23 protein-coding genes are annotated in these 21,725 nt (G+C 59.4%); 14 read left to right on the plus strand and 9 right to left on the minus strand.

Annotation, left to right across the window (positions count from 1 at the left end):
- Window positions 1–71: 71 nt before the first annotated feature.
- On the minus strand, window positions 72–1,817 hold the full coding sequence (gene argS / locus GOV79_RS04470) for an arginine--tRNA ligase (protein WP_170788742.1): 1,746 nt from the start codon (window positions 1,815–1,817) through the stop codon (window positions 72–74).
- Window positions 1,818–1,950: 133 nt separating this feature from the next.
- Between argS and GOV79_RS04475 the strand changes: the two genes are divergently transcribed.
- The gene (locus GOV79_RS04475) at window positions 1,951–2,502 is read left to right on the plus strand and encodes a putative pterin-binding protein (RefSeq protein ID WP_170788743.1); all 552 of its coding nucleotides are present in this window, start codon (window positions 1,951–1,953) and stop codon (window positions 2,500–2,502) included.
- On the opposite strand, the gene GOV79_RS04480 is transcribed toward GOV79_RS04475, so the two are convergent.
- Entirely contained in the window at window positions 2,484–3,656 is a 1,173-nt protein-coding gene (locus GOV79_RS04480; protein ID WP_170788744.1) for a deoxyguanosinetriphosphate triphosphohydrolase, read from the minus strand. The genes GOV79_RS04475 and GOV79_RS04480 overlap by 19 nt on opposite strands.
- Window positions 3,657–3,732: 76 nt before the next feature.
- Here GOV79_RS04480 and GOV79_RS04485 point away from each other — a divergent pair, with 76 nt between their 5' ends.
- Window positions 3,733–4,056 (plus strand): HesB/IscA family protein, encoded by a 324-nt coding sequence (locus GOV79_RS04485; RefSeq protein ID WP_170774515.1) that lies wholly within the window; start codon window positions 3,733–3,735, stop codon window positions 4,054–4,056.
- 284 nt (window positions 4,057–4,340) lie between these two features.
- Window positions 4,341–5,120 (plus strand): exodeoxyribonuclease III, encoded by a 780-nt coding sequence (gene xth / locus GOV79_RS04490; RefSeq protein WP_170788745.1) that lies wholly within the window; start codon window positions 4,341–4,343, stop codon window positions 5,118–5,120.
- Between the two features lie 4 nt (window positions 5,121–5,124).
- On the opposite strand, the gene GOV79_RS04495 is transcribed toward xth, so the two are convergent.
- Window positions 5,125–6,276, minus strand: coding sequence for an FAD-dependent monooxygenase (locus GOV79_RS04495; protein WP_170788746.1), 1,152 nt, complete (start codon window positions 6,274–6,276; stop codon window positions 5,125–5,127).
- A gap of 70 nt (window positions 6,277–6,346) precedes the next feature.
- Window positions 6,347–6,769 carry an RNA polymerase-binding protein DksA gene (dksA, locus tag GOV79_RS04500; RefSeq protein WP_170774521.1) on the minus strand — a complete coding sequence of 141 codons (423 nt, stop codon included), beginning with the start codon at window positions 6,767–6,769 and terminating at the stop codon, window positions 6,347–6,349.
- A 372-nt stretch (window positions 6,770–7,141) separates the two neighbouring features.
- Between dksA and GOV79_RS04505 the strand changes: the two genes are divergently transcribed.
- The 5 genes from GOV79_RS04505 to GOV79_RS04525 all read left to right on the plus strand — a co-directional run bounded on the left by GOV79_RS04505 (window position 7,142) and on the right by GOV79_RS04525 (window position 11,256).
- On the plus strand, window positions 7,142–7,987 hold the full coding sequence (locus tag GOV79_RS04505) for an AAA family ATPase (RefSeq protein ID WP_170788747.1): 846 nt from the start codon (window positions 7,142–7,144) through the stop codon (window positions 7,985–7,987).
- Window positions 7,988–8,084: 97 nt separating this feature from the next.
- Window positions 8,085–8,534, plus strand: coding sequence for a GNAT family N-acetyltransferase (locus tag GOV79_RS04510; RefSeq protein ID WP_170788748.1), 450 nt, complete (start codon window positions 8,085–8,087; stop codon window positions 8,532–8,534).
- Window positions 8,531–9,895, plus strand: a complete 1,365-nt coding sequence (locus tag GOV79_RS04515) for a DUF2927 domain-containing protein (protein WP_170788749.1) — start codon at window positions 8,531–8,533, stop codon at window positions 9,893–9,895. Before GOV79_RS04510 ends, GOV79_RS04515 begins: the two co-directional genes overlap by 4 nt.
- A 3-nt stretch (window positions 9,896–9,898) precedes the next feature.
- Window positions 9,899–10,069 carry a hypothetical protein gene (locus GOV79_RS04520; RefSeq protein WP_170788750.1) on the plus strand — a complete coding sequence of 57 codons (171 nt, stop codon included), beginning with the start codon at window positions 9,899–9,901 and terminating at the stop codon, window positions 10,067–10,069.
- 2 nt (window positions 10,070–10,071) lie between these two features.
- The gene (locus GOV79_RS04525) at window positions 10,072–11,256 is read left to right on the plus strand and encodes a vWA domain-containing protein (protein ID WP_170788751.1); all 1,185 of its coding nucleotides are present in this window, start codon (window positions 10,072–10,074) and stop codon (window positions 11,254–11,256) included.
- On the opposite strand, the gene trhA is transcribed toward GOV79_RS04525, so the two are convergent.
- Window positions 11,245–11,928: a PAQR family membrane homeostasis protein TrhA gene (gene trhA / locus GOV79_RS04530; RefSeq protein WP_170788752.1), complete on the minus strand. Its 684-nt coding sequence runs from the start codon at window positions 11,926–11,928 to the stop codon at window positions 11,245–11,247. The two genes, GOV79_RS04525 and trhA, sit on opposite strands and share 12 nt — an antisense overlap.
- Window positions 11,929–12,087: 159 nt before the next feature.
- Here trhA and GOV79_RS04535 point away from each other — a divergent pair, with 159 nt between their 5' ends.
- Window positions 12,088–12,777, plus strand: a complete 690-nt coding sequence (locus GOV79_RS04535) for a M48 family metallopeptidase (RefSeq protein ID WP_170782571.1) — start codon at window positions 12,088–12,090, stop codon at window positions 12,775–12,777.
- Between the two features lie 70 nt (window positions 12,778–12,847).
- On the opposite strand, the gene GOV79_RS04540 is transcribed toward GOV79_RS04535, so the two are convergent.
- Genes GOV79_RS04540 through GOV79_RS04555 form a run of 4 tightly spaced genes read right to left on the minus strand, consistent with a single transcriptional unit; the run spans window position 12,848 to window position 17,674 of the window.
- Window positions 12,848–13,390: an RSP_2648 family PIN domain-containing protein gene (locus tag GOV79_RS04540; protein WP_170788753.1), complete on the minus strand. Its 543-nt coding sequence runs from the start codon at window positions 13,388–13,390 to the stop codon at window positions 12,848–12,850.
- The gene (locus GOV79_RS04545; protein ID WP_170788754.1) at window positions 13,387–14,589 is read right to left on the minus strand and encodes an RSP_2647 family RNA methyltransferase; all 1,203 of its coding nucleotides are present in this window, start codon (window positions 14,587–14,589) and stop codon (window positions 13,387–13,389) included. The genes GOV79_RS04540 and GOV79_RS04545 overlap by 4 nt, the downstream gene beginning before the upstream one ends.
- A gap of 39 nt (window positions 14,590–14,628) precedes the next feature.
- Window positions 14,629–14,898, minus strand: a complete 270-nt coding sequence (locus GOV79_RS04550) for a hypothetical protein (protein ID WP_170354467.1) — start codon at window positions 14,896–14,898, stop codon at window positions 14,629–14,631.
- Complete coding sequence (locus tag GOV79_RS04555) at window positions 14,885–17,674, minus strand: bifunctional [glutamate--ammonia ligase]-adenylyl-L-tyrosine phosphorylase/[glutamate--ammonia-ligase] adenylyltransferase (protein ID WP_170788755.1); 2,790 nt, start codon at window positions 17,672–17,674, stop codon at window positions 14,885–14,887. The genes GOV79_RS04550 and GOV79_RS04555 overlap by 14 nt, the downstream gene beginning before the upstream one ends.
- A 186-nt stretch (window positions 17,675–17,860) precedes the next feature.
- Between GOV79_RS04555 and GOV79_RS04560 the strand changes: the two genes are divergently transcribed.
- From GOV79_RS04560 to GOV79_RS04580, 5 genes are all read left to right on the plus strand, one after another.
- On the plus strand, window positions 17,861–18,283 hold the full coding sequence (locus GOV79_RS04560; RefSeq protein ID WP_170788756.1) for a DUF2852 domain-containing protein: 423 nt from the start codon (window positions 17,861–17,863) through the stop codon (window positions 18,281–18,283).
- A 66-nt stretch (window positions 18,284–18,349) separates the two neighbouring features.
- Complete coding sequence (locus GOV79_RS04565) at window positions 18,350–18,781, plus strand: RDD family protein (RefSeq protein WP_170788757.1); 432 nt, start codon at window positions 18,350–18,352, stop codon at window positions 18,779–18,781.
- A gap of 78 nt (window positions 18,782–18,859) precedes the next feature.
- Window positions 18,860–19,684, plus strand: a complete 825-nt coding sequence (locus tag GOV79_RS04570) for an arginyltransferase (protein WP_170788758.1) — start codon at window positions 18,860–18,862, stop codon at window positions 19,682–19,684.
- Window positions 19,685–19,690: 6 nt separating this feature from the next.
- Window positions 19,691–20,080, plus strand: coding sequence for a VOC family protein (locus tag GOV79_RS04575; RefSeq protein ID WP_170788759.1), 390 nt, complete (start codon window positions 19,691–19,693; stop codon window positions 20,078–20,080).
- Window positions 20,081–20,323: 243 nt separating this feature from the next.
- Entirely contained in the window at window positions 20,324–21,682 is a 1,359-nt protein-coding gene (locus GOV79_RS04580) for a dicarboxylate/amino acid:cation symporter (protein ID WP_170788760.1), read from the plus strand.
- The last annotated feature ends 43 nt before the right edge of the window (window positions 21,683–21,725 follow it).

Raw genomic sequence — 21,725 nt, forward strand, 5'->3', positions numbered from 1 at the left:
TTTCGCGCCAGAAAATAAGGCGCGCGGGTCATTTCTTGCCTACCTCGTACCGGCGGTTCGGGCGGTGTTTGTTACCGCATCTCCTGCGCCGGGGTAACGCCAAGAATACCCAAGCCCGCTGAAATCACAACAGAAACGGCACGGGCCAAAGCGATTTTTGACTGGCTTGTGGCAACATCGCCATCCTGAATGAACCGCAGTTGGGTTTCGTCGTTGCCCTTGTTCCATAGCGCGTGGAAGTCTCCGGCCAGTTCATAAAGGTAGAACGCAACGCGGTGCGGCTCGTTCGTGCGGGCAGCGATTTCCACCAGACGCGGCCATTCAGCCAGCTTTTTGGCAACGGTCAGCTCGGATGCGTGATCGTTCTTACTCAGATCGGCCCCTTTGAGGGTCGCATCATCTGCGGCGATCCCGGCCTCAGCCGCGCGGCGCAAAACGCTCATGACGCGGGCATGGGCGTATTGCACGTAGAACACAGGGTTCTCGCGGCTTTGTTCCAGCACCTTGTCGAAATCAAAATCCAGCGGCGCGTCGTTCTTGCGGGTCAGCATGACGAAACGCGTAACATCCGGCCCCACCTGATCCACCACATCGCGCAGAGTGACAAAGTTCCCTGCCCGTTTCGACATCTTGAACGGCTCGCCATTCTTCCAAAGCTTTACCAACTGGGTCAGTTTGATATCCAGCGGCACCTTGCCATCGGACAGCGCCGACACAGCCGCCTTCATCCGTTTGACATAGCCGCCGTGGTCGGCACCAAACACGTCGATCAGAGCGTCAAAGCCACGGCTTACCTTGTCATAGTGATAGGCGATATCGGGCGCGAAATAGGTCCACGCGCCGTCTGATTTCTTGACCGGACGGTCCACGTCATCGCCATGTTCGGTCGATTTGAACAGGGTCTGCTCGCGCGGCTCCCAATCTTCGGGCTTTTTGCCTTTGGGCGGCTCCAGCACGCCTTCATAGATCAGGCCCTTGTCGGTCAGCGATTGCAGTGCAGCCTCGATCCGGCCCGTGCCATAGAGAGATTTCTCAGAAAAGAACACATCCATCTCGACGCCCAGCGCCTTCAGATCGGCGCGGATCAGGTCCATCATCGCATCGGTGGCAAAGTTGCGCAGGTCTTCCAGCCATTCGCTTTCAGGCTTGTCGATCAGGCTGTCGCCGTATTTCTCTTTCAGCGCCTCACCGATCGGGATCAGATAGTCACCGGGATAGAGGCCCTCGGCAATCTCGGGGCTGAGGCCATTGGCCTCGCGATACCGCTCATAGGCCGAACGCGCTAGTACATCCACCTGCGCGCCGCCATCGTTGATGTAATACTCACGCGTAACTTCATGGCCAGAATAAGCCAGCAGGCTTGCCAAGGCGTCACCGAAGACCGCGCCCCGCGTATGGCCTACATGCAGCGGACCGGTGGGATTGGCCGAGACATATTCGACGTTCACCTTCTGCCCGTGTCCCATGGTCGAGCGACCATAATCGGTGCCCTGTTCCAGCACGGCGGTCAGCACACCCTGCCAGACCGACGGCGCCAGCCGCAGGTTCAAAAACCCCGGCCCTGCCACCTCGGCGCTGGTGATCCGTTCGTCAGCGGCCAGCTTACCAGCCAGCACATCGGCAATGTCGCGCGGCTTCATCTCAGCAGGTTTCGCCAGCACCATCGCCGCGTTGGTCGCCATATCGCCATGTGCCGCGTCGCGCGGGGGTTCAACGGCCACGTTGTCAAAGCTCAGCCCTTCGGGCAGCGCGCCTTCGGACTGCATCTGCGCCAGCGCGTCCAGTACAAGGGCGCGTATCTCGGAAAACAGGTTCATTTCGGATGTCCTTTTGCTTGCCCGGCGGTTTATCACGCAGCGCGGTAAGGTCAATGGATGCCTAAAGTTTGACCTTGGTTTGGGCGCGATCCCCGCTACAGTCAGACCGAAACGCGAAATTCGGAGACCATTGATGCGCCTCGCCCTATCCCTCAGTCTGCTTCTGTCCACCGCCCTGCCCGTTCTGGCCGAGATGCCCGCACCGCAAGGACATGTGCTGGTGACATTGGGTGGCGCTGTCAGCGAAACCAACCTGCCGGCGCGGGGCGAGAATGATGGCGGGCTGCTTGGGTTTCTCGAAGTGACCCATAAGGGTGCAGCAGGGTTTGACGCGGCCCTTCTGAACAGCCTACCCCAGATTCAAATCACTATTCCCTATGGCCCGCCCGATCATCAGCGCAACTACACTTTCAGTGGCCCGCTGCTGTCGGACGTTATGATCCTTGCGGGGGCCGAAGGAAAAACCGCACGTCCCATGGCAATGGACGGATATCAGGCGGAAATCCCATGGGACAGCATTTCGACGTACAAACCCATTTTAGCCACCCATGCCGACGGTGAACCGATGGGCGTCGGAGGATATGGCCCCACCATGATCGTGTTCCCGCCAACCGACGATGCCGACGCAGCCGACTCGCAAGCCAGCCAACAGGTCTGGGCGCTGGCCTATATCGGGATCGAGTGACCCGTCGGCGCGGGTCGTCCTGTCAACCGTACATGATCCTGTATCGCAAACCGGTCCGTCATCCCGGCGATATAGTCTGACACGATCCGGGCAAGTGCGGTTTCATTGTCAGCCGCCTCAATCTCAGCGTGCCAGCGGGCCGGCATTTGACGGGGGTCCCCGAGATAAATCGGGAACAACTCTTCGACGATCTTGCTAACTTCGGCCCGCACTTCCATCACCGAGGGCGCGCGATACATCCGGGTGAACAGAAAGGCGCGGATGTCCTGCAACTGCGCCCACAATTGCCCCGAGAACTGGATCACCGGGCGACCCAAATGGCGGATATCTTCCACCGATTGCGCACCAGATTCGGCAATTAACCCAGCGGACGTGTCGATCACATCCGAGACCATGACCCCAAAGACGCGCCTCAAAGCCTCATGCCTGCGCCGATACGGGTCCAGTGCTGGGTACGCACGATCGACCTCGGCATAGCACGCACCCACAATCGGCAGGGTTTGAATTTCGTCATCACTGAACAAATCCGCCCGCAGCCCGTCCAGCAAATCATGGTTGTTATAAGCGATATCATCTGACAATGCGGCCACTTGCGCCTCGGCGCTGGCATGGGTGTGCAGTTCCAGATCAAAAACGCCGTTGCACTCTGCCAACGCCCAAGGCAACACGCCCTCAACTGGGCCGTTGTGCTTGGCAATTCCTTCCAACGTCTCCCATGTCAGGTTGCAGCCATCGAACTCGGCATAGTGCCGCTCCAGCTTGGTCACGATACGAATGGCTTGTGCATTGTGATCGAAGCCACCATAGGGCTGCATGATGGCATGCAACGCATCCTCACCCGTATGACCAAATGGTGTATGACCCAAATCATGAGCCAAAGCGACGGCCTCGGTCAGTTCCGGGTTGAGGCCCAAAGCACCGGAAATAGTCCGCGCCACCTGCGCCACCTCAATGGAATGCGTCAGGCGGGTGCGATAGCTATCCCCTTCATGCTCCACAAAAACCTGCGTCTTGTGCTTGAGCCGCCGAAACGCGCTGGCATGAATGATCCTGTCACGATCGCGCTGAAAGCATGACCGAAAACTGCTCTCTTCCTCTGGCACCAACCGCCCTCGCGCGCGACTGGGGTCCGAGGCAAAACCCGCTCTTTCCAAAGGTCTTGTCCTTGTCGCCTGTCCTTGGGTTTTCTATATGGTAGTGTGGTACAGAAATAAACCTTTGGAGCGTGGCATGAATCTGCCCCCAACAGTCACCGAACGCGCCTTCGACCGTCTGGCTGAAATCGGCGCTGCGGATCAGGGACAAGCCCTGCGCGTCGCGGTAGAAGGCGGCGGCTGTTCCGGGTTCCAATACGAGATCGCCCTGGACGAACCGAAAGAGGATGATCTGATCCTTGAGGGTAAAGGACAGAAAGTCATCGTGGACTCGGTCTCGTTGCCGTTTTTGGAAAACGCGGTCATAGACTTTACACAGGAACTGATCGGTGCACGGTTTGTGATCGAAAACCCGAACGCGACCTCATCGTGCGGCTGCGGCACATCATTTTCCATGTAAGCAAAGGTGGGGGCGTTGCCCCCACACCCCCAGGATATTTATAGCCAGATGAAGAAGGGATCCGCTCTTCGACCTCAATGCCGGAGAGCTTCACCTGGCGCGGTCATCGGCGTCCCCGCCTGTACCGCATATTTGAGATCGCACGGATTGGTTAACGATCCGTTTCTTCATCTGGCTAAAAATATCCCGGAGCGCGAGGCAGAGCCTCGCTCCCCAGCCCTCCGCCATCTTGCCGCTGCGTTCATTCTGCGCGATAGGTTGCCAATGGCTCTGGAGGATTGCGCATGAAAATCGCCACATTCAACATCAACGGTATCAAAGCACGGATTGAGGCTCTGCCCCGTTGGCTGGATGACGCGCAGCCCGACATCGTGTTGCTGCAAGAGATCAAGTCGGTGGATGAGAACTTTCCCAGGGAACTTTTCGAAGACCGGGGCTACAATGTCGAAACCCACGGGCAGAAAAGCTTTAACGGCGTAGCGATCCTTTCAAAATTCCCGCTTGAGGATGTATCACGAGGGCTACCGGGCGACGATGACGACGAACAAGCGCGGTGGATTGAGGCGACGGTCGTCGGAAAGCACTCGTTGCGGATTTGCGGTTTGTATCTGCCTAACGGCAATCCGGCTCCGGGACCGAAATATGACTATAAGCTTGCCTGGATGGAGCGCCTTTATCAGCGCGCGCAGGAGCTGATTGCTGGTGAAGAGCCGGCACTGATGGCCGGGGATTACAACATCATTCCTCAGGCCGAAGACGCCGCACGTCCCGAGGCATGGCGGGAGGATGCTCTGTTTCGGCCTGAAAGCCGGGCGGCATTTCATAAAATCCTGAACCTCGGCTTTACCGAGGCGTTCCGGGCGCGCACACAGGGGCCTGGGCACTATTCCTTTTGGGATTATCAGGCCGGGGCATGGAACAGGAATGACGGCATCCGCATCGACCATTTCCTGTTGACCCCGCAGGCGGCAGATCTGATGCGCGATTGCCGGATTGATTCCGAGATACGCGGGCACGAAAAGCCTTCAGATCACGTTCCGGTTTGGGTGGAACTCGATCTTTAATTCCTTATTCGGTCGGGTCGTAGTTGTAGATCCAGTCGTATTTGCGTGCCAATTTCCCACCGATAACGGACAAGGCCAGTTGCGCGCCCAGACGCATCAGTCCGCGCAAGTGGAAATTGCGGGCATTGGCACCAGCGGTGGCCACGACGTTGCGGGCTCTGGGGCGGCGGGTAGTCTCGTAGACCGAAAGCGCCTGGGTCACTCCTGATTGCTCAGAAAATGCACGCGCCAAGATCCAGGCGTCCTCCAACGCAAGACATGCCCCCTGCGCCATGAAAGGTAGTGTGGGGTGGGCAGCGTCCCCCAGCAAAGCAAGCCGACCGTTCTGCCAACTTTGCGCCACCGGCCGCAGGTAAAGGGCCCAAAGGTGGGTTTGCGCAACCTCGGTCAGCACCTCCCGCACTGGGCCGCCGAAATCCTGAAAGCGCGCCCTAAGATCGTCAGGATCACCTTCCCTGCGCCAACTTTCATCTGTCCAGTCCGAGCGTTCCTCGATTGCTACCACATTCATCATTTGCTGGTCACGTAGAGGGTACAAGACCACATGGCGACCCGGGCCCAATGTCAGTGACGCACATGGCGCTCGGTCGCGTTGAGCCCATGGTATCGTTGCACGCCAGGCGATTTGGCGGGTGAATTCCGGCTGTTCTTCTCCGTTCAGGATCGGACGCAGAATGCTGCGTCCTCCGTCTGCGGCAATGGCGCATTCGGTGCGCAATCGCTCACCGCTTTGTAAAACCACTTCGGCTTCGCCAGGATGTTTGATCACCTGCGACACTTGAGCACCCAACCGAATATCGACCCCCGCGTTTCGCGCGGCCTTCGCCAACAGATCCAATAGATCGGCGCGATGGTAGTAGTAGGTCGGGCCGGCCGTCGGGGGCGGAATACGGCTGATGACGCGGCCTCGGCGGTAGTCGCGAAGAACCGTTCCGTTTGAGCGTTGTCCTACACGCGGCTCTGTGTGCTCAACACCCAGCGCACGCAGAACAGCCATGCCATTGGCGCTGATCTGAAGGCCCGCGCCCACTTCGGTCAGGGCTGGCGCCTGTTCCAGCACCGTCACCTGCGCGCCCTTCAGGCGCAGGGCCAGAGCAGCCGCCAAACCACCAATACCGCCGCCGATTACGGCAAAACTCAAACCGTCGATATTCATGCGCAAGGCTTAACGCAAAAACGCCGAGGCGACAGGCCCCGGCGTCAAAGATTTCCGAATTTCGCAGCGATCAATCGTCGCGGTGGACCTTCTCGCGGCGTTCGTGACGCTCTTGCGCCTCAAGCGTCATGGTCGCGATCGGGCGCGCATCCAGACGCCGCAGCGAGATCGGATCACCCGTCATTTCGCAATAGCCGTACTCGCCCTCATCAATCCGGCGCAGAGCCGAGTCGATCTTGGCCACCAGCTTGCGCTGACGGTCGCGGGTGCGCAGTTCCAGCGCGCGATCGGTTTCCTCGCTCGCGCGGTCTGCAACGTCCGGAATGTTACGAGTGTTGTCTTGCAGACCTTCGATCGTGTCGCGGCTGCCTGCCAAAAGTTCAGTCTTCCAGTCCAGCAGCTTACGACGAAAATACTCAAGCTGCTTGTCGTTCATAAATGGTTCGTCTTCGGCTGGACGATAATCTTCGGGCAGAAATACTTCCTGCTTCATTTTTGCTCCCTCGGTGTGGCCTGCAACGCCGAGTGCTCTCTCTTCACCAGACATGAGGCATTCCCTTCTGCGGAGCGTTTATCTGACGGCGCGGGGATTGTCACTATGCAAACGACGCGCCTGTGTTGTGTAATCCTAAAGCGTCTAAATATGAGACAACTAATAACAAAACCTTGTTTTTCTGTGAAAAAGTGCGGGCGATTTCTGGGCAAACTTTATATTGCCTCAGGGTGTGTTAGCGCACGAATCAAGCAAAGCCCTTGGAGTTGCTGGTCAATTCCGCATCGGGCGACGCAGCGACGTGGGTTGTAAAAATCTTCGCCCCTCTGTAACCCCAAAGGCACAACCTGCGCGACCTATCATGAGGCCCCAATGACCGCACGCTTTCAAGGCACAGCCGAATATGTTGCCACCGATGATCTGACCATCGCCGTCAACGCCGCGGTCACTTTGGAACGGCCTTTGCTGGTCAAGGGCGAGCCGGGCACCGGTAAGACCGAACTGGCCAAGCAGGTAGCTGGTGCGCTGGGTCTGAAGATGATCGAGTGGAACGTAAAGTCCACCACCCGCGCCCAACAGGGCCTGTATGAATATGACGCCGTCAGCCGTCTGCGCGACAGCCAGCTGGGCGATGAACGCGTGCATGACGTGTCGAACTATATCCGCAAGGGCAAGCTGTGGCAGGCGTTCGACGCCGACGAAAAGGTCGTGCTGCTGATTGATGAGATCGACAAGGCCGATATCGAATTTCCCAACGACCTGCTGCAGGAACTCGATAAGATGGAGTTCCATGTCTACGAGACTGGTGAGACAATCAAAGCCAAGAACCGGCCTATTGTGATCATCACCTCGAATAACGAAAAGGAACTGCCCGACGCCTTCCTGCGCCGGTGTTTCTTTCACTATATCCGCTTCCCAGATGAGACCACGATGCGCCGCATCGTCGAGGTCCATCACCCTGGGATCAAGGATGCCCTGCTGACAACCGCGCTGACACAGTTCTATGAAATCCGTGAGACGCAGGGGCTGAAGAAAAAGCCCTCGACCTCGGAAGTGCTGGACTGGCTCAAGCTGCTGCTGGCCGAGGATCTGACCGCCGAGGATCTGAAACGCGACGGGGCGAATGCGCTGCCCAAGTTACATGGCGCGCTGCTGAAAAATGAGCAGGATGTTCATCTGTTCGAACGTCTGGCCTTTATGGCGCGTAGCAAACGCTGAACATCCAGTGATCAGCCTTGCCTTACGGCAAGCGGGCTGTCAGCATTGGCACATGATCGCCCGACTGTCGGGCATCCGAGCAGATGGGGCAATCTGAGTGTCTGACACCCTTACGATCCGTGCCTTGCGGCCCGATGACCGGGCCGAATGGGCTGAGATGTGGCGCGATTATCTGGCGTTCTACGATACATCCGTACCCGACAGCACCTATGACAGCACATTCGCGCGGCTTTTAGGGGATGATCCGCATGATTTCTCGTGCTTTGTTGCCGAAAGCTCCGATGGTTTGGTCGGCCTGACGCACTACCTGTTTCACCGCCATGCGTGGAAAGAGGAAAGTGTCTGCTACCTTCAGGATCTGTTCGCCCGCCCCGAGGCGCGCGGAACCGGCGTTGGACGCGCGCTAATTCAAGCCGTGTATGACGAGGCTGACCAACAAGGCGCGCCATCGGTCTATTGGCTGACGCAAGAATTCAACCATACCGCTCGCAAATTGTATGATCGGATCGGCAAACAGACACCTTTCATTCGGTATCAACGCGCATGATCCGCTGGGCTGCTCTTGTGTTCGGTTTGGCATTGGCTGGATGTACGGCTGTTTCCGTCCCAGAACCACCCAGCCGGGTGAAGCCCACAGTTGAAGGGCTACCGCCCCCAAAGGCCTTTGTAACCCCGCGCCCTACCCCGCCCGGTCGGGCAAATGCCGATATGGCGCGCGATTTCGTATCACTTCACTTTGCGCTGGAAAGCGGCACGCCCCTACCGGTCTTTACTCGCTTCGAGGGGCCCGTAACGGTGCGCCTGACCGGCCAGGTTACTCCGTCGATGCAGCAGGACTTGACCCGGTTGCTCAACCGTCTGCGCCGCGAAGCCCGGATCGACATCAAGCAAATCCCCGAAGGTCAGGCAAATATCACCATCGAGGCCGTCACTCAGGACCAAATTCAGGATATCCTGCCGCAAGCCGCCTGTTTCGTCGTCCCGAACGCCTCCAGTTTCGAGGAATACAGCCGGGATCGGCGCAAGAAGAAAAGCAGTTGGGTCCGGCTGCAAGACCGGCAGCGACTGGGGATTTTCATCCCCTACGATGCCAGCCCGCAGGAAAAGCGCGATTGCCTGCACGAAGAGATTGCACAGGCTCTGGGGCCGCTGAACGACCTGTATCACCTGCCGGATTCAGTCTTTAACGATGACAACATACATACCGTTCTGACCGGGTTCGATATGCTGATGCTGCGCGCCGCCTATTCGCCTGACTTGCGCAGCGGCATGAGCCGTGAACAAGTCGAAGCCGTTATCCCCGGCATTCTACGCCGTCTGAACCCAAACGGCGAAGTCCAGCCCGTAGGTCCCCCTTCAGAAACCCCGCGTGAATGGATCAGGGCGGTGCAAAAATCGCTGAACCCCAACCGCAACGTGCAGGCCCGGCTACGCTCTGCCCAGCGCGCCGCGCAGATCGGACAGGAACAGGGCTGGACCGACCACCGCCGCGCCTATCCGCACTACCTGATGGGGCGCATGGGGCAATTTGACAACCCGCAAGCCGCTTTGCGCGAATATGATATCGCGCTGCAATTTCTGCGCACGTCACCGAGTACTGAGGTGCATCAGGCCTACATTACCACGCAGCTTGGCGCCTATGCGCTGGCGCAAGGCAGCGGTCCCGACTTCCTGCCCGAATTGGACAAAGCCATCGACGTGATGACCCGCGCCGAGAATGCCTCGCAACTTGCGACGCTGCTGCTGCTGAAATCCGAGGCGCTGAATCAGGCCGGACGCCCGGTCGAGGCACGTTCCGTCAGGCTGGACAGTCTGGGATGGGCACGCTACGGCTTTGGCTCGGAAACGGTGGTCCGGTCGTTGATGCAAGAGGTTGCAGAAGCGCCGTCCAATAACAGAGGCGGTTAACGCATGGTCGTAGTTCTGGGAATGGCGATACTGGGGGCAATCCTCGGGGCACTGACGGCACGCAGACGTAATGGCAGCGGCGCGGATATGGCGCAATACGCTGCGGGCTACGGCATCGCCTTTTCGTTGGTGGGTCTCGTCCTGTCCCTCATTCTCGTCCGACTGATCGCGTAGCCATGTTCCTGCCCTTCTTCGAAAACCTCCGCAAAGCCCGTATTCCCGTCTCACTACGCGAATATCTGACCTTTCTGGAAGGCATGAAAAAGGGCCTAGCCACCTATGATGTCGAGGCATTCTACTACCTCGCCCGCGTTTCGATGGTGAAGGACGAGCGCAATATCGACAAGTTCGATCAGGCCTTTGCTGCAAGTTTCAAGGGCTTGGAAGAGATCAGCTTTGATCAGGTGATCGAGGCCGTGGACATCCCCGCCGAGTGGCTGGCCAAGATGGCCGAAAAGCACCTGTCCGAGGACGAAAAGGCCGAGATCGAGGCCATGGGCGGGTTCGAAAAACTGATGGAGACGCTGCAAGAGCGTCTCAAGGATCAGGAAAGCCGCCATCAGGGCGGCAACAAATGGATCGGCACTGCCGGGACCTCTCCGTTCGGGGCGTATGGCTATAACCCCGAGGGCGTGCGCATCGGCCAGAAGGAAAGCCGCCATCAGCGCGCGGTCAAGGTCTGGGACAAGCGCGAATTCAAGAATCTGGACGACACGGTCGAACTGGGTACCCGCAACATCAAAGTCGCCCTGAAACGCCTGCGCCGTTGGGCACGCGAGGGCGCGGCGGATGAGCTGGACCTTGACGGCACCATCCGCGCCACCGCCGAACACGGTTATCTGGACGTCAAAACCCGGCCCGAACGTCACAACGCGGTCAAAGTGCTGCTGTTTCTGGACGTGGGCGGCTCAATGGACCCGCATATCAAGGTGGTCGAAGAGCTGTTCTCGGCCGCGCGGACCGAGTTCAAGCATCTGGAATATTACTACTTCCACAACTGCTTGTACGAAGGCGTCTGGCGCGACAACGCCCGCCGCTGGGATCAGCAGACCCCCACCCATGAGGTGCTGCGCACCTACGGCCCCGATTACAAATGTATTTTCGTAGGCGATGCCTCCATGAGCCCCTATGAAATCGCCTACCCCGGCGGGGCGAATGAGCACTGGAACCAAGAGGCAGGTCAGGTCTGGCTGCAACGCGCACGAGACCAGTGGAATTCAAACCTGTGGATCAACCCAGTGCCCGAGAAATACTGGGAATACACTCATTCCGTTAACATGATCCGCGAGATTTTCGAGGACCGCATGGTGCCGATGACCTTGGCTGGGCTGGAACAGGGCATGCGCGAGCTAACGCGATAAAGGTTCGCTCGGTAACGCCGGGGCCCATGCCGTATGCGCGGAAACGGCGGCAAAAAACAGAACGCTGCCTGTCAGAACAAAAACATGCCAGATCGTGTTGTGAAAAGGCAGCCAGTCCAACAGGTAAAAGGCAATCCCGGTCGTGTAGACAATGCCGCCTGCGACCATCAGCCAGATAACGGGATGGGACAGGTCCGCTAGCAGAGATTGCCCCGCCCAGACGACGGCCCACCCCATTAAAACGTAGAGCCCCAACCCAAACCATCGAAAGCGATGCGGGTCAATCATCTTCAGGGCCGACCCAAGCGTTGCCGAAGACCACAAACCAATCAACAAACCCGGCGACTGTACGCCCGAAATCAATATGAATGGGGTATAGGTTCCAGCAATTTTCACATAGATTCCGGAATGGTCCAACCGCTGCAATACATGCCCCCACCTGTCCGATTGCACCATGTTGTAAGCTGCCGAAAGCGACAGCATCAGAATAAGCGTGACGCCATAAACTGAAACGCCCAGTATCGCGGCGGGCTCGGTGCGGTACTGAACCGTCAAGAAAATGAGCTTAGGAACCGCGATGCTGGCAGCGCTGACGCCCAGAATATGCACAAACCCGTCGCTGATACGCTCGGCGCGGCTGTAAGATGGGCGGATTTCTGCAAAAGACCACATTATAACAAGGGTATGGCGCAACCCCTCGCGCGGCAAGCAAAGGCTCAATCGTTTCAGGCGACCTCACCCTAGATTGATGTCACGCGAGCTAGGGCATCGTGATCGTTTCAGCCCCAATTTTTTGTTGCCCTCGCCCCGATCGCCCCCCATATCTGAGGTATGCTGCGATTAACTCCGATCTTGCTGGCGATTGCCTATGCCGTTGTCATGTACCGGATTTCCGTCTGGCGCACCCATCGCGAGTTGGATGCGAAATCTACAGAGTTGGCGGATCCCGCTCTAAAACGAATGACTGACCGATTGGCCGCCGCGCTCGAGATCGAACGTGTGCCGGTTTATATCTATGAGATCGACCCTGTGAATGGGCTGGCCGCACCGGATGGACGGATTTTCATCACACGCGGGTTCTATCGCAAGTTCCGCAATGGAGACGTCTCGGCCGAGGAGATGGCCAGCGTGATCGCGCATGAGCTGGGCCATGTGGCCTTGGGTCATGCGCGGCGGCGGATGATTGATTTTTCCGGTCAGAATGCACTGCGGACGGCGTTGATGATGGTGTTGAACCGGTTCATTCCGTTTGTTGGCGCATGGCTCGCTAATATGCTCGCGCATCTGCTGGCCTCGCGCTTGTCACGTGGCGATGAATATGAGGCGGATGAATACGCCGCCGCGTTGTTGACCAAGGCAGGAATTGGGATCGGGCCGCAGAAATCTCTGTTTCACAAGCTTGAGGAACTGACCGAGCAACGCGCAGGTGTCACGCCCGCCTGGTTGATGAGCCATCCCAAGACAGATGAACGAATTGCGGCGCTGGAGGCGTTGGAGCAGCGTTGGGGTGCGGGTGGATAGGTTTCGGCTGTGAGGGCCAGCCCCTCACACACCCCGGGATATTTTTAGCCAGATGAAGGGCAGATCGGGATTAGGTCGTGAGAGCTTTGCCCAAACGCGGGAGGCGGGCTTTTTTCATCAGCGCGCGCAGGGTCCATTGGTCACCTGAGAGGTGGTTGGCCTGCGTGAGGACTCGGTGGGCGGTATCCGAGAGGCCTTGCGGGTCGGCTTTCCAGAAGCCATGCAGCAGCGTGTCTGGGTCATGGCGGATCAGGCCCTCATCCGACAGGATGTTTCGGGGGAAGTCCTTGGCATTCATGGTGATGATCGCATCTGACGACGAGGTTATGGCGGTGGCCAGAACGTGGATATCGGCGGCATCGGGTAGCCAGAGGCGCTGTTCCACGCCCAGTTGCGCGGCGCGTTCCGCCTTGGGCCAGTGCGATTGTGTCAGGGCAATTTCGGCGCGGGCCTGTACCTCGCCCGTGGGGCCCAGTTTGCGGGCGGCACGGGCCCATTCTTCGAGGATGCGCGCCGACCAGATGGGTTCGAAATGGCCCAGTTTTGCCGCGCCCAGTAGCATCTCTCGCATCACCGTGGGGTAGATGACGCATGTATCCAGAACCGCCCTCACAGCCGGTAGAACACGGCTTTGAGGTAGCCGCTTTCCGCCAGTTGCGGCAGTTGCGGGTGGTCGGGGCCAGCAAAGCCGGTGTGGATCAGTTGCGCCTGCCGCCCGGCCCGGCCGATCCCGCGGGATGAGGCGTCGCGGAAACGACCCAGATCGGCGGCGTGAGAACAGGAACACAGGCCAAGATAACCGCCCGGTTTGACCAGCGGCGCGGCCAGACGCGCGATGCGCTCATAGGCGCGCAGCCCCGCGTCCAGCGCCTGTTTCGAGGGCGCAAAGGCAGGCGGGTCGCAGATCACAACATCGAATTGCTCGGCCTCTTCACCCAATTGGGTCAGAACGTCGAAGGCATCGCCTTGGCGGGTTTGGAACCGGTCGGCACAGCCAGACGCCTGCGCGCCCTGAGTGGCCAGATCCAGTGCGGCGGCTGAACCATCGACGGACAGCGCTTGCCCCGCTCCGCCTGCCAGCATCGCCAGACCGAACCCGCCCACATGGCTGAACACATCCAGCACCTGCGCGCCGGGTTGAACCAGACGCGCCGCGAAGGCGTGGTTGGGGCGCTGATCATAGAACAGCCCGGTTTTCTGGCCGCCGGTCAGGTCGGCCATATAGGTCGCGCCGTTCATCGGCACCGACAGCGGCGCGTCGGGGGCCGTGCCGTGCAGGGTGAGGTTGGCATCGTCCAGCCCCTCAAGCCCGCGTGTCCGGCCCGTGGCGTTTTTCAATACCGTGGTCACGCCCGTTACGGCGACCAGCGCGTCGGTCAGGGTGTCCAGATGCGCTTCGGCCCAGGCTGCGTTGGGTTGGATCACGCAGGCATCGCCAAAGCGGTCAATGATGACGCCGGGAAAACCATCCGCCTCGGCATGGATCAGACGGTAATAAGGCGCGTCGAACAGACGCTCGCGCATGTCCAGCGCGCGGCGCAGGCGGGTTTCGAACCACGTGGCGTTTAAATCAGCATCCAGATCGCGGTCCAACACGCGGCACATGATCTTGGACTCGGGGTTTATTGCAACCAACGCGATGGGCGCGCGTTTTTCATCCTCCAACACGGCCAAAGCCCCCGCCGGGATTTTGCGGGTGCGGCGGTCGGTGACGATATCATTGGCATAGACCCAGGGGAACCCGTGGCGCAGGCCGCGCGCATTGGCTTTGGGTTTCAGGCGGATACGGGGGCGGTCAGCGGTTTGGGTCATGCCGCCTCTCTTAGTGGCTCCGGCGCGCGGGGAAAAGCCCTAGCGGTTGCGGGATTTCCAGCCGCCCCGGCGTTTGGGTTTTTGTGCTGCCTGCAGCCCCTCGGCCAGCACCTGCGTCATCGGGTGATCCGCCTGCACCGCGTAGATCGAGTGCAGATCGGTCAGCGCCTGCGTCTGGTCCCGATCCGCAGGCAGGCTAAGCGCCCAATCCAAGAAGATACTGCGGCATTCGGGCAAAGTGATGCCCTCGATATTATATGCCTCGCGGATCAGGCCCTTGTGGTCGTTGGGGTCGTCACTGCGCGCCATGGGTATCCTCCGAAATCACGCGGCCGATGATCCCGGCGGCGGTGTCGTAACTGTCCTGCAGCGCGGCCTGAAGCTGGTCGACCTGTTCAAACCCGGTGGCCCGGCAAAGAAAAGCCGTACCGCCCTCGCCGATCTTGTCTGCCTCGATCACCTTGCCCGACAGCAGCCGGGCCGCGCATTGTACCGACCAGCATAGATCATAGCAGTCCTTCAGCGTTTGCGCCTGCGCGACCTCTAGCAGCCCGGCAGCGACCGCACCGTCCAGCCCCGTTTGCACATCGCGCTGCGGCAGACCGGACAGCAACGCGCCCGTCTCGGCCATAAGTTCGATATCCATCATCCGGCCCGGACCGTTCTTGGCATCCCAGATACCAGCCGGAGATTTGGCGGCGGCCAGACGGCTGCGCATCTCGGCCACCTCGCGCAGCACTTGCGCAGTATCGCGCGGGCGGGTCAGGAATTCAGCGCGGAAGGTTTCGATATCCTGCGCCAGATCAGCATTTCCAGCCACAACGCGGGCGCGGGTCAGGGCCAAGTGTTCCCAGACCCATGCCTCATTCTGCTGGTAGTTGGTGAAACTGGCCCAACTGGTTGCCACCGGCCCCTGATTGCCCGAAGGGCGCAGACGCATGTCGACCTCATAGAGCCGCCCCTGCGACATGGGCGCAGACAAGGCCGTAATCAAAGCCTGCGTGAACCGCGCGTAATAGGTACGCGTGGCCAGCGGGCGCGGGCCGTCGGACATGTCCTGATCCAGCGGGTCATAGATCACGATCATATCCAGATCGGATTGCGAATTGATCCGCCCCGCCCCGATCGAGCCCATGCCCAGCACCGCCGCCCCGCGTCCCGGCGCCGGCCCGTGTTTGCGGGCGAATTGCCCGGCCACATGCGGCAAAAGCGCGGCAATCACGGCACTAGCCAGATCGGCATAGTGCTGCCCGGCCTGCGCCCCGTCGATCAGCCCGCGCAGGTGGTGAACACCAATGCGGAAATGCCATTCCTTGCACCAGCGTCGGGCGAAATCTAGCTGCGTCTCGTAATCCGACTCTTGCGCCAGCGCCTGCTCCAGATCGGCCTGTAAGGCCGCCTGCCCCGGCCAGTCGTCAAAGAAGCTGCCGCCAATCACCGCGTCAAAAACCGAGGCATTGCTCGAAAGGTGCGTGGCCAGCGCGTGAGATGTCCCCACGATATCGACCAATAAATCGATCAGATGTGGGTTGGCCTCGAACAGCGAAAACAGTTGCACGCCTGCAGGCAAGCCCGACAGGAACCCGTCGAGTGCCAGAAGCGCCTCATCCGGTTTCGCGGTCTTGGCGAGGCGCGACAGCAGTTCTGGTTTCAGTCGCTCGAATATACGCGCGCCCCGTTGCGAGCGCAGCGCCGGATAGGTCGGCCAGCGCGCCATGACGCCTTCGTCAAAGGCGACCTCGGGGGTCGGCGCGGGGGCCGCAGCTCCGGGGGCGAAGAACCCTTCGGTCAGTTCATGCACCTCGGTCAGGCGGCGGGTCAGGTCGGAGGTCAGATCTTCGCTGCTGATCCCCATTAGGCAGGCGACGCGTTCGATTCCTTCGTCGGATTGCGGCACCTTATGGGTCTGGGCGTCGTGGATCATCTGGATGCGATGCTCGACCTCGCGATGAGCGCGGTAATGGTTGGTCAGTTTGTCGGCGACCTCCTGCGGGACCCAGCTTTTTTCGGACAACGCGGCCAGCCCCGGCACCGTGCCGCGGACGCGCAGGTCTGGGTCACGCCCTCCTGCGATCAACTGGCGGGTCTGGGTAAAGAATTCGATCTCGCGGATGCCACCCTGCCCCAGTTTCATATCATGGCCCGGAATGGTCAGAGCGCCCGCGGTGCCCTTGTTCTCGCGGATGCGCAAGCGCATGTCGTGGGCGTCCTGAATCGCGGCAAAATCCAGATGCCGCCGCCAGACAAAGGGGCGCAACGTATCCAGAAATCGCTGCCCTGCTGCGATGTCCCCTGCACAGGCGCGCGCTTTGATATAGGCGGCACGCTCCCAAGTGCGGCCCAGACTTTCGTAATACCGCTCGGCGGCCTCGGCGGCCATACATACGGGCGTCACCCCCGGATCAGGGCGCAGGCGCAGATCAGTGCGGAACACATAGCCATCGGCGGTTTTGTCGCTGAGCGTGGCGCAGAAGTTCCGCGTGGCACGCACCATGCCATGCCGGGCCTCATAAAAATCATCCGGGTCAAACCGGGTCTCATCGAACAGCACGATCAGGTCGATATCCGAGCTGTAGTTCAGCTCATGCGCGCCCATCTTGCCCATGGCCAGAATGATCATCCCGGCGGCGGTCTCAACGTCGTCCTCGACCATACCGGGCAGTTTACCGCGCCGGATCAGCGCCGCGATCTCGGCCTTGGCGGCCACATCAGCCGCCAGCGCGCCGAAATCCGTCAGCGCAGCGGTGACTTTTTCTAGCGGCCATGCCCCTGCTACATCGGCCAGCGCGGTCAGCAGCGCCATCCGCCGCTTGCCTTGCCGTAAACCGGGCTTCAGTTGATCCGGTGGCAGTGCGCGCGCGGCGGACATTACCTCGGCCAAGGCTTGATCGGGATTGTGCAACGCCTGCGCCAGCCAGTCTTTTTCCCGATCAATCAACCCTTTGAGGTACGGGCTTGAGCCTGCAACGCCAGCAATCAATTCGCCCTGCTGCGGCGTAGCATCGGGGACCGTTGCGCGCGCCTCATCGCCCAAAGCCGGATCAAACGGGCGCGGCATTCGGTGAATTGTCAGAGCGTCGGTCATGCGGCCTCCTGCATCACAATGATCAGAGATGGCCTGATTTCAAGGGCTTGTACAAGTGGAAACTGGCACTCTGCATCACTGACACCAACACAATGTAAAACATTTTTACATTACCCCCTTGCAACCCGTTATGCAGCTCCCATCTATTCAATGTGAAAGCGATTTACATAAACCCGGAGACACCACATGACCGCACTATCCGACCCCGCCGTCCCTTCGAATCCGGGATGGTTGCACCGTATCGAGGCCTGGCTGGACGACAAAGGCAAAGGCGCCTGGATCGCCGCAATGGTGCTTGGTTTCATCTTCTTCTGGCCCGTGGGCCTTGCCCTTTTGGCCTATTTGATCTGGAGCAAACGCATGTTCAGCAAATCCTGCAGCCGTCGCAAATCCTGGAACAGCCACATGAGCGCCATGAAACCTTCGGGCAACAGCGCGTTCGACGCATACAAGTCCGACACTCTGGCGCGACTGGAACGTGAACAGAAAGAATTTGAAGCCTTCCTGCGCCGTTTGCGCGAAGCCAAGGACAAGGCCGAGTTCGACCAGTTCATGGATGAACGCGCCCGCGAAAACCGCGACGACGCCAAAACCGGTGCGACGGCCTGATCCGACCTTGCCCTGCCCCGGATTTCGGGACAGGGTGATCCTATTCAACGACGCGGATATCCCTATATGACCCATCTACCCGATCCCGATCGCCAGCCGGAATTCTATCAATCGGTGGCGATTAAACGCTTTGTTGCCTGGCTGTTCGATATCGCGCTGATTTCGCTGCTGTGTATCGTGCCGGTCTTCCTGACCCTTGGCGCGGGGCTGTTTTTCCTGCCGCTGATCTACGGCGTCATCAGCTTTGTTTACCGCGTGGTCACTATCACCAACGGGTCGGCCACGCTGGGCATGCGCTTTATGGGGATCGAGCTGCGCGACGCATTCGGCGCGCGGATGGATCTGGGCAAAGCGGTGGCCCACACGGCGGGGTATTTCGTTAGCATGGCATTCTTTGTCGTGCAGATCGTTTCGGTCATCATGATGCTGACCAGCGCACGCTGTCAGGGCCTGACGGATTCGTTCCTTGGAACAGTAATGATCAACCAGCGCGCATAAGACAAACAGGGCCGCGTGAATCACTTGGCGGTTCCGGGATCGGTTGTTATCATCCGACCCAGGAAACACGGAACGTTCATGCGACACACGCTGCCCATTGCGCCACAATTCTATGTGACGGCCCCACAGCCTTGCCCTTATCTTGAGGGCAAGATGGAGCGGAAACTGTTCACCGCCCTGCAAGGTGAAGGCGCGGACCAGTTGAACAATTCCCTTTCACAACAAGGGTTTCGGCGGTCTCAGAACGTGCTCTACCGTCCCTCTTGCGCCGATTGCGCGGCCTGTTTGTCGGCACGGATCGACGTGTCGGCCTTCAAACCCCGCAAAAGCCAGAAACGCGCAGCCAAGCGCAACGCCTATTTGCAGCGCAAGGCGAACTCGCCCTGGGCCACAGATGAGCAGTATGAGCTGTTCCGCCGTTATCTGGACACCCGCCATTCAGATGGTGGCATGGCCGATATGGACGTGTTCGAATTCGCCGCGATGATCGAGGAAACGCCGATCCGGTCGCGCGTCGTAGAATACGCTGACCCAAACTCGCATGAGCTGATCGCTGTCAGCCTGACCGATGTACTCGATGACGGGCTGAGCATGGTCTATTCCTTTTACGACCCACATCAGCCGCAGAATTCCCTTGGGACATATATGATCCTCGATCATATCGACATCGCGCGCGAAGCCGGTTTGCCCTATGTCTATCTGGGCTATTGGGTGCCAGGCAGCCCCAAGATGGGCTACAAGGCCCGTTTCTCGGGGTTGGAGGTCTATATTCGGGGCGAATGGACACGTGTGAGTGATCCCTCCGACCTTGCAGCCGCAGGACATCATCCGCTGTCCACCGCTCCGATTGCCGAGCAGGTCGCCAATATCCAACTGCCCGACCGTCACCCCACCAAAGGCTGATCCCCCATGCGGCAAAGCTTGCACGCGGTCACACTGGTCGTGCCCGGCTATGATGAGGCGATTGCATTCTATACCCAAACCCTGTCCTTTTCGCTGTTGCAGGATATCGACCTGGGCGGAGGCAAGCGATGGGTGCGTGTCGCCCCTGCGGGATCCGAGCTGGGCTCGCTTTTACTGGCGCAGGCCGACGGGCCGGAACAAGCGGCGGCGATTGGCAACCAGACCGGCGGCCGGGTTGGTTTTTTCCTGCAAACCGATGATTTTCAACGCGACTACACCGCCATGAAAGCGGCCGGCGTGACGTTCGAGGAAACTCCGCGTCATGAACCTTATGGAACCGTCGCGGTCTGGCGTGACCCGTTTGGAAATCGCTGGGATTTGATTGAGTTCATCTAGGGCGTGGTGCGGTATTTCGACTGCCTCAGGGCAGATCAGACAGAAAAGATGAAGAATTATTAATCATCTAAATGGCGACTTCCCTACGCCCAGCGATTGAATCCTTACCCTACGTCACCAAGTAATCCTGACCCTCAGCCGTTCGACCCCGTTTAGATCCGCACGGCTGGGCTTCAATGACATAGCCCGTGATGCAACAGGTTCCCGACCTGCGGGTTTGGCTTTGGTAAAGGGAGACGGACAATGACTCATGCTATTCGACGGCTGCTTGCGGCCAACCTGACAACGCAAATCCTGATGGCCCTTGTACTTGGCTCAGCCCTTGGACTGGCCCTGAACTATTGGCAAATCCCGTTCCTTCAGGAGCATATGGTCAATGGCCTGTCCACCATGGTCGGTCAGATGTTCCTGAACGGGCTGCAAATGCTGGTCGTGCCGCTAGTGGTGTTTTCCCTACTGTGCGGCGTGGTTGGGATTGGTGATCTCAAGGTGTTGGGCCGCGTAGGCGGGCTGACCTTTGTCACCTATCTGGCGACTACGGCGCTGGCGGTGATGACGGCGCTGGTGTTCGCCAACATCATCAATCCCGGCATGGGATTTGACAGCCTGCATATGGCCAGCGCGGATGTGTCCGTCGCAACGCAGGATACTGCGTGGCAGATACTGGCAAACATCATCCCCAAGAACCCGGTTCAGGCGCTGGCCAATGGCGAAATGCTGCAAATCATCTTCTACGTGATCGTTGTCGGTATCGCCGTGCTGATGATCGGCAGCCGCGCCAAAACTTTTGTCGAGGGTTGCACCTTCATGAACGAACTGGCGATGAAAATCGTCGAGATCGTGATGGCCTTTGCCCCGATCGGTGTCTTTTGCCTGATCGCCAAGACCTTCGCGGTCGAAGGGTTCAGCCTGTTCGCTCCGGTCATCGGGTACCTGACGACCATCAGCCTCACGCTGGTCTTTCACCTCTGCGTGACGCTGATGGTGCTGCTTTATGTGTGCACCGGTCTCAGCCCGCGCGCGTTTCTGCGCAAGATGCGCTCGGCGCAGGTATTTGCCTTCTCGACCTCAAGCTCAAACGCGACGATCCCGGCCTCGATGCAATGCGTGACGCAGCGCATCGGTGTCGACCGCTCGGTTGCTTCGTTCGGCATCCCGTTGGGCGCGACGATCAACATGGACGGCACCGCGATCATGCATGGGGTGGCAACCGTGTTCCTGGCCAATGCCTATGGGATTGATCTGGGGCTGGGTGGCTATATGACCATCATCTCGATCTCGGTTCTGGCATCCATCGGAACGGCAGGCGTTCCCGGCGTGGGGATTGTGATGCTGGCAATGGTTCTGAACCAGCTGGGTATGCCACTGGACGGGATCGCCATCATCCTCGCCGTTGACCGGATCATCGACATGATGCGGACGGTGGTGAACATCACCGGCGACGCGGTTGTCACCACCATCGTTGCGCAGCGTGTCGGCAAGCTGGACCGGGCGGTCTTCAATGACCCCGACGCCGGGACCCTGACCCCCGCCACGCTGGATATTGACCACGAGGCCGAAGCTGCTTTTGCAAAACTGACGCATCCCAAAGCCGAAGCCTGAACAAAAAAGACCGGAGGCCACAGGGCCTCCGGTCTGTCATTCT

This window comes from Ruegeria lacuscaerulensis (assembly GCF_013034745.1).
Taxonomy (GTDB): Bacteria; Pseudomonadota; Alphaproteobacteria; order Rhodobacterales; family Rhodobacteraceae; genus Ruegeria; species Ruegeria lacuscaerulensis_B.

Coding starts and splice junctions, on each gene's coding strand:
- argS (WP_170788742.1), bottom strand. CDS start 1,817: ATGAACCTGTTTTCCGAGATACGCGCCCTTGTACTGGACGCGCTGGCG.
- GOV79_RS04475 (WP_170788743.1), top strand. CDS start 1,951: ATGCGCCTCGCCCTATCCCTCAGTCTGCTTCTGTCCACCGCCCTGCCC.
- GOV79_RS04485 (WP_170774515.1), top strand. CDS start 3,733: ATGAATCTGCCCCCAACAGTCACCGAACGCGCCTTCGACCGTCTGGCT.
- xth (WP_170788745.1), top strand. CDS start 4,341: ATGAAAATCGCCACATTCAACATCAACGGTATCAAAGCACGGATTGAG.
- GOV79_RS04495 (WP_170788746.1), bottom strand. CDS start 6,276: ATGAATATCGACGGTTTGAGTTTTGCCGTAATCGGCGGCGGTATTGGT.
- dksA (WP_170774521.1), bottom strand. CDS start 6,769: ATGAAGCAGGAAGTATTTCTGCCCGAAGATTATCGTCCAGCCGAAGAC.
- GOV79_RS04505 (WP_170788747.1), top strand. CDS start 7,142: ATGACCGCACGCTTTCAAGGCACAGCCGAATATGTTGCCACCGATGAT.
- GOV79_RS04515 (WP_170788749.1), top strand. CDS start 8,531: ATGATCCGCTGGGCTGCTCTTGTGTTCGGTTTGGCATTGGCTGGATGT.
- GOV79_RS04520 (WP_170788750.1), top strand. CDS start 9,899: ATGGTCGTAGTTCTGGGAATGGCGATACTGGGGGCAATCCTCGGGGCA.
- GOV79_RS04525 (WP_170788751.1), top strand. CDS start 10,072: ATGTTCCTGCCCTTCTTCGAAAACCTCCGCAAAGCCCGTATTCCCGTC.
- trhA (WP_170788752.1), bottom strand. CDS start 11,928: ATGTGGTCTTTTGCAGAAATCCGCCCATCTTACAGCCGCGCCGAGCGT.
- GOV79_RS04535 (WP_170782571.1), top strand. CDS start 12,088: ATGCTGCGATTAACTCCGATCTTGCTGGCGATTGCCTATGCCGTTGTC.
- GOV79_RS04545 (WP_170788754.1), bottom strand. CDS start 14,589: ATGACCCAAACCGCTGACCGCCCCCGTATCCGCCTGAAACCCAAAGCC.
- GOV79_RS04550 (WP_170354467.1), bottom strand. CDS start 14,898: ATGGCGCGCAGTGACGACCCCAACGACCACAAGGGCCTGATCCGCGAG.
- GOV79_RS04555 (WP_170788755.1), bottom strand. CDS start 17,674: ATGACCGACGCTCTGACAATTCACCGAATGCCGCGCCCGTTTGATCCG.
- GOV79_RS04560 (WP_170788756.1), top strand. CDS start 17,861: ATGACCGCACTATCCGACCCCGCCGTCCCTTCGAATCCGGGATGGTTG.
- GOV79_RS04565 (WP_170788757.1), top strand. CDS start 18,350: ATGACCCATCTACCCGATCCCGATCGCCAGCCGGAATTCTATCAATCG.
- GOV79_RS04570 (WP_170788758.1), top strand. CDS start 18,860: ATGCGACACACGCTGCCCATTGCGCCACAATTCTATGTGACGGCCCCA.
- GOV79_RS04575 (WP_170788759.1), top strand. CDS start 19,691: ATGCGGCAAAGCTTGCACGCGGTCACACTGGTCGTGCCCGGCTATGAT.
- GOV79_RS04580 (WP_170788760.1), top strand. CDS start 20,324: ATGACTCATGCTATTCGACGGCTGCTTGCGGCCAACCTGACAACGCAA.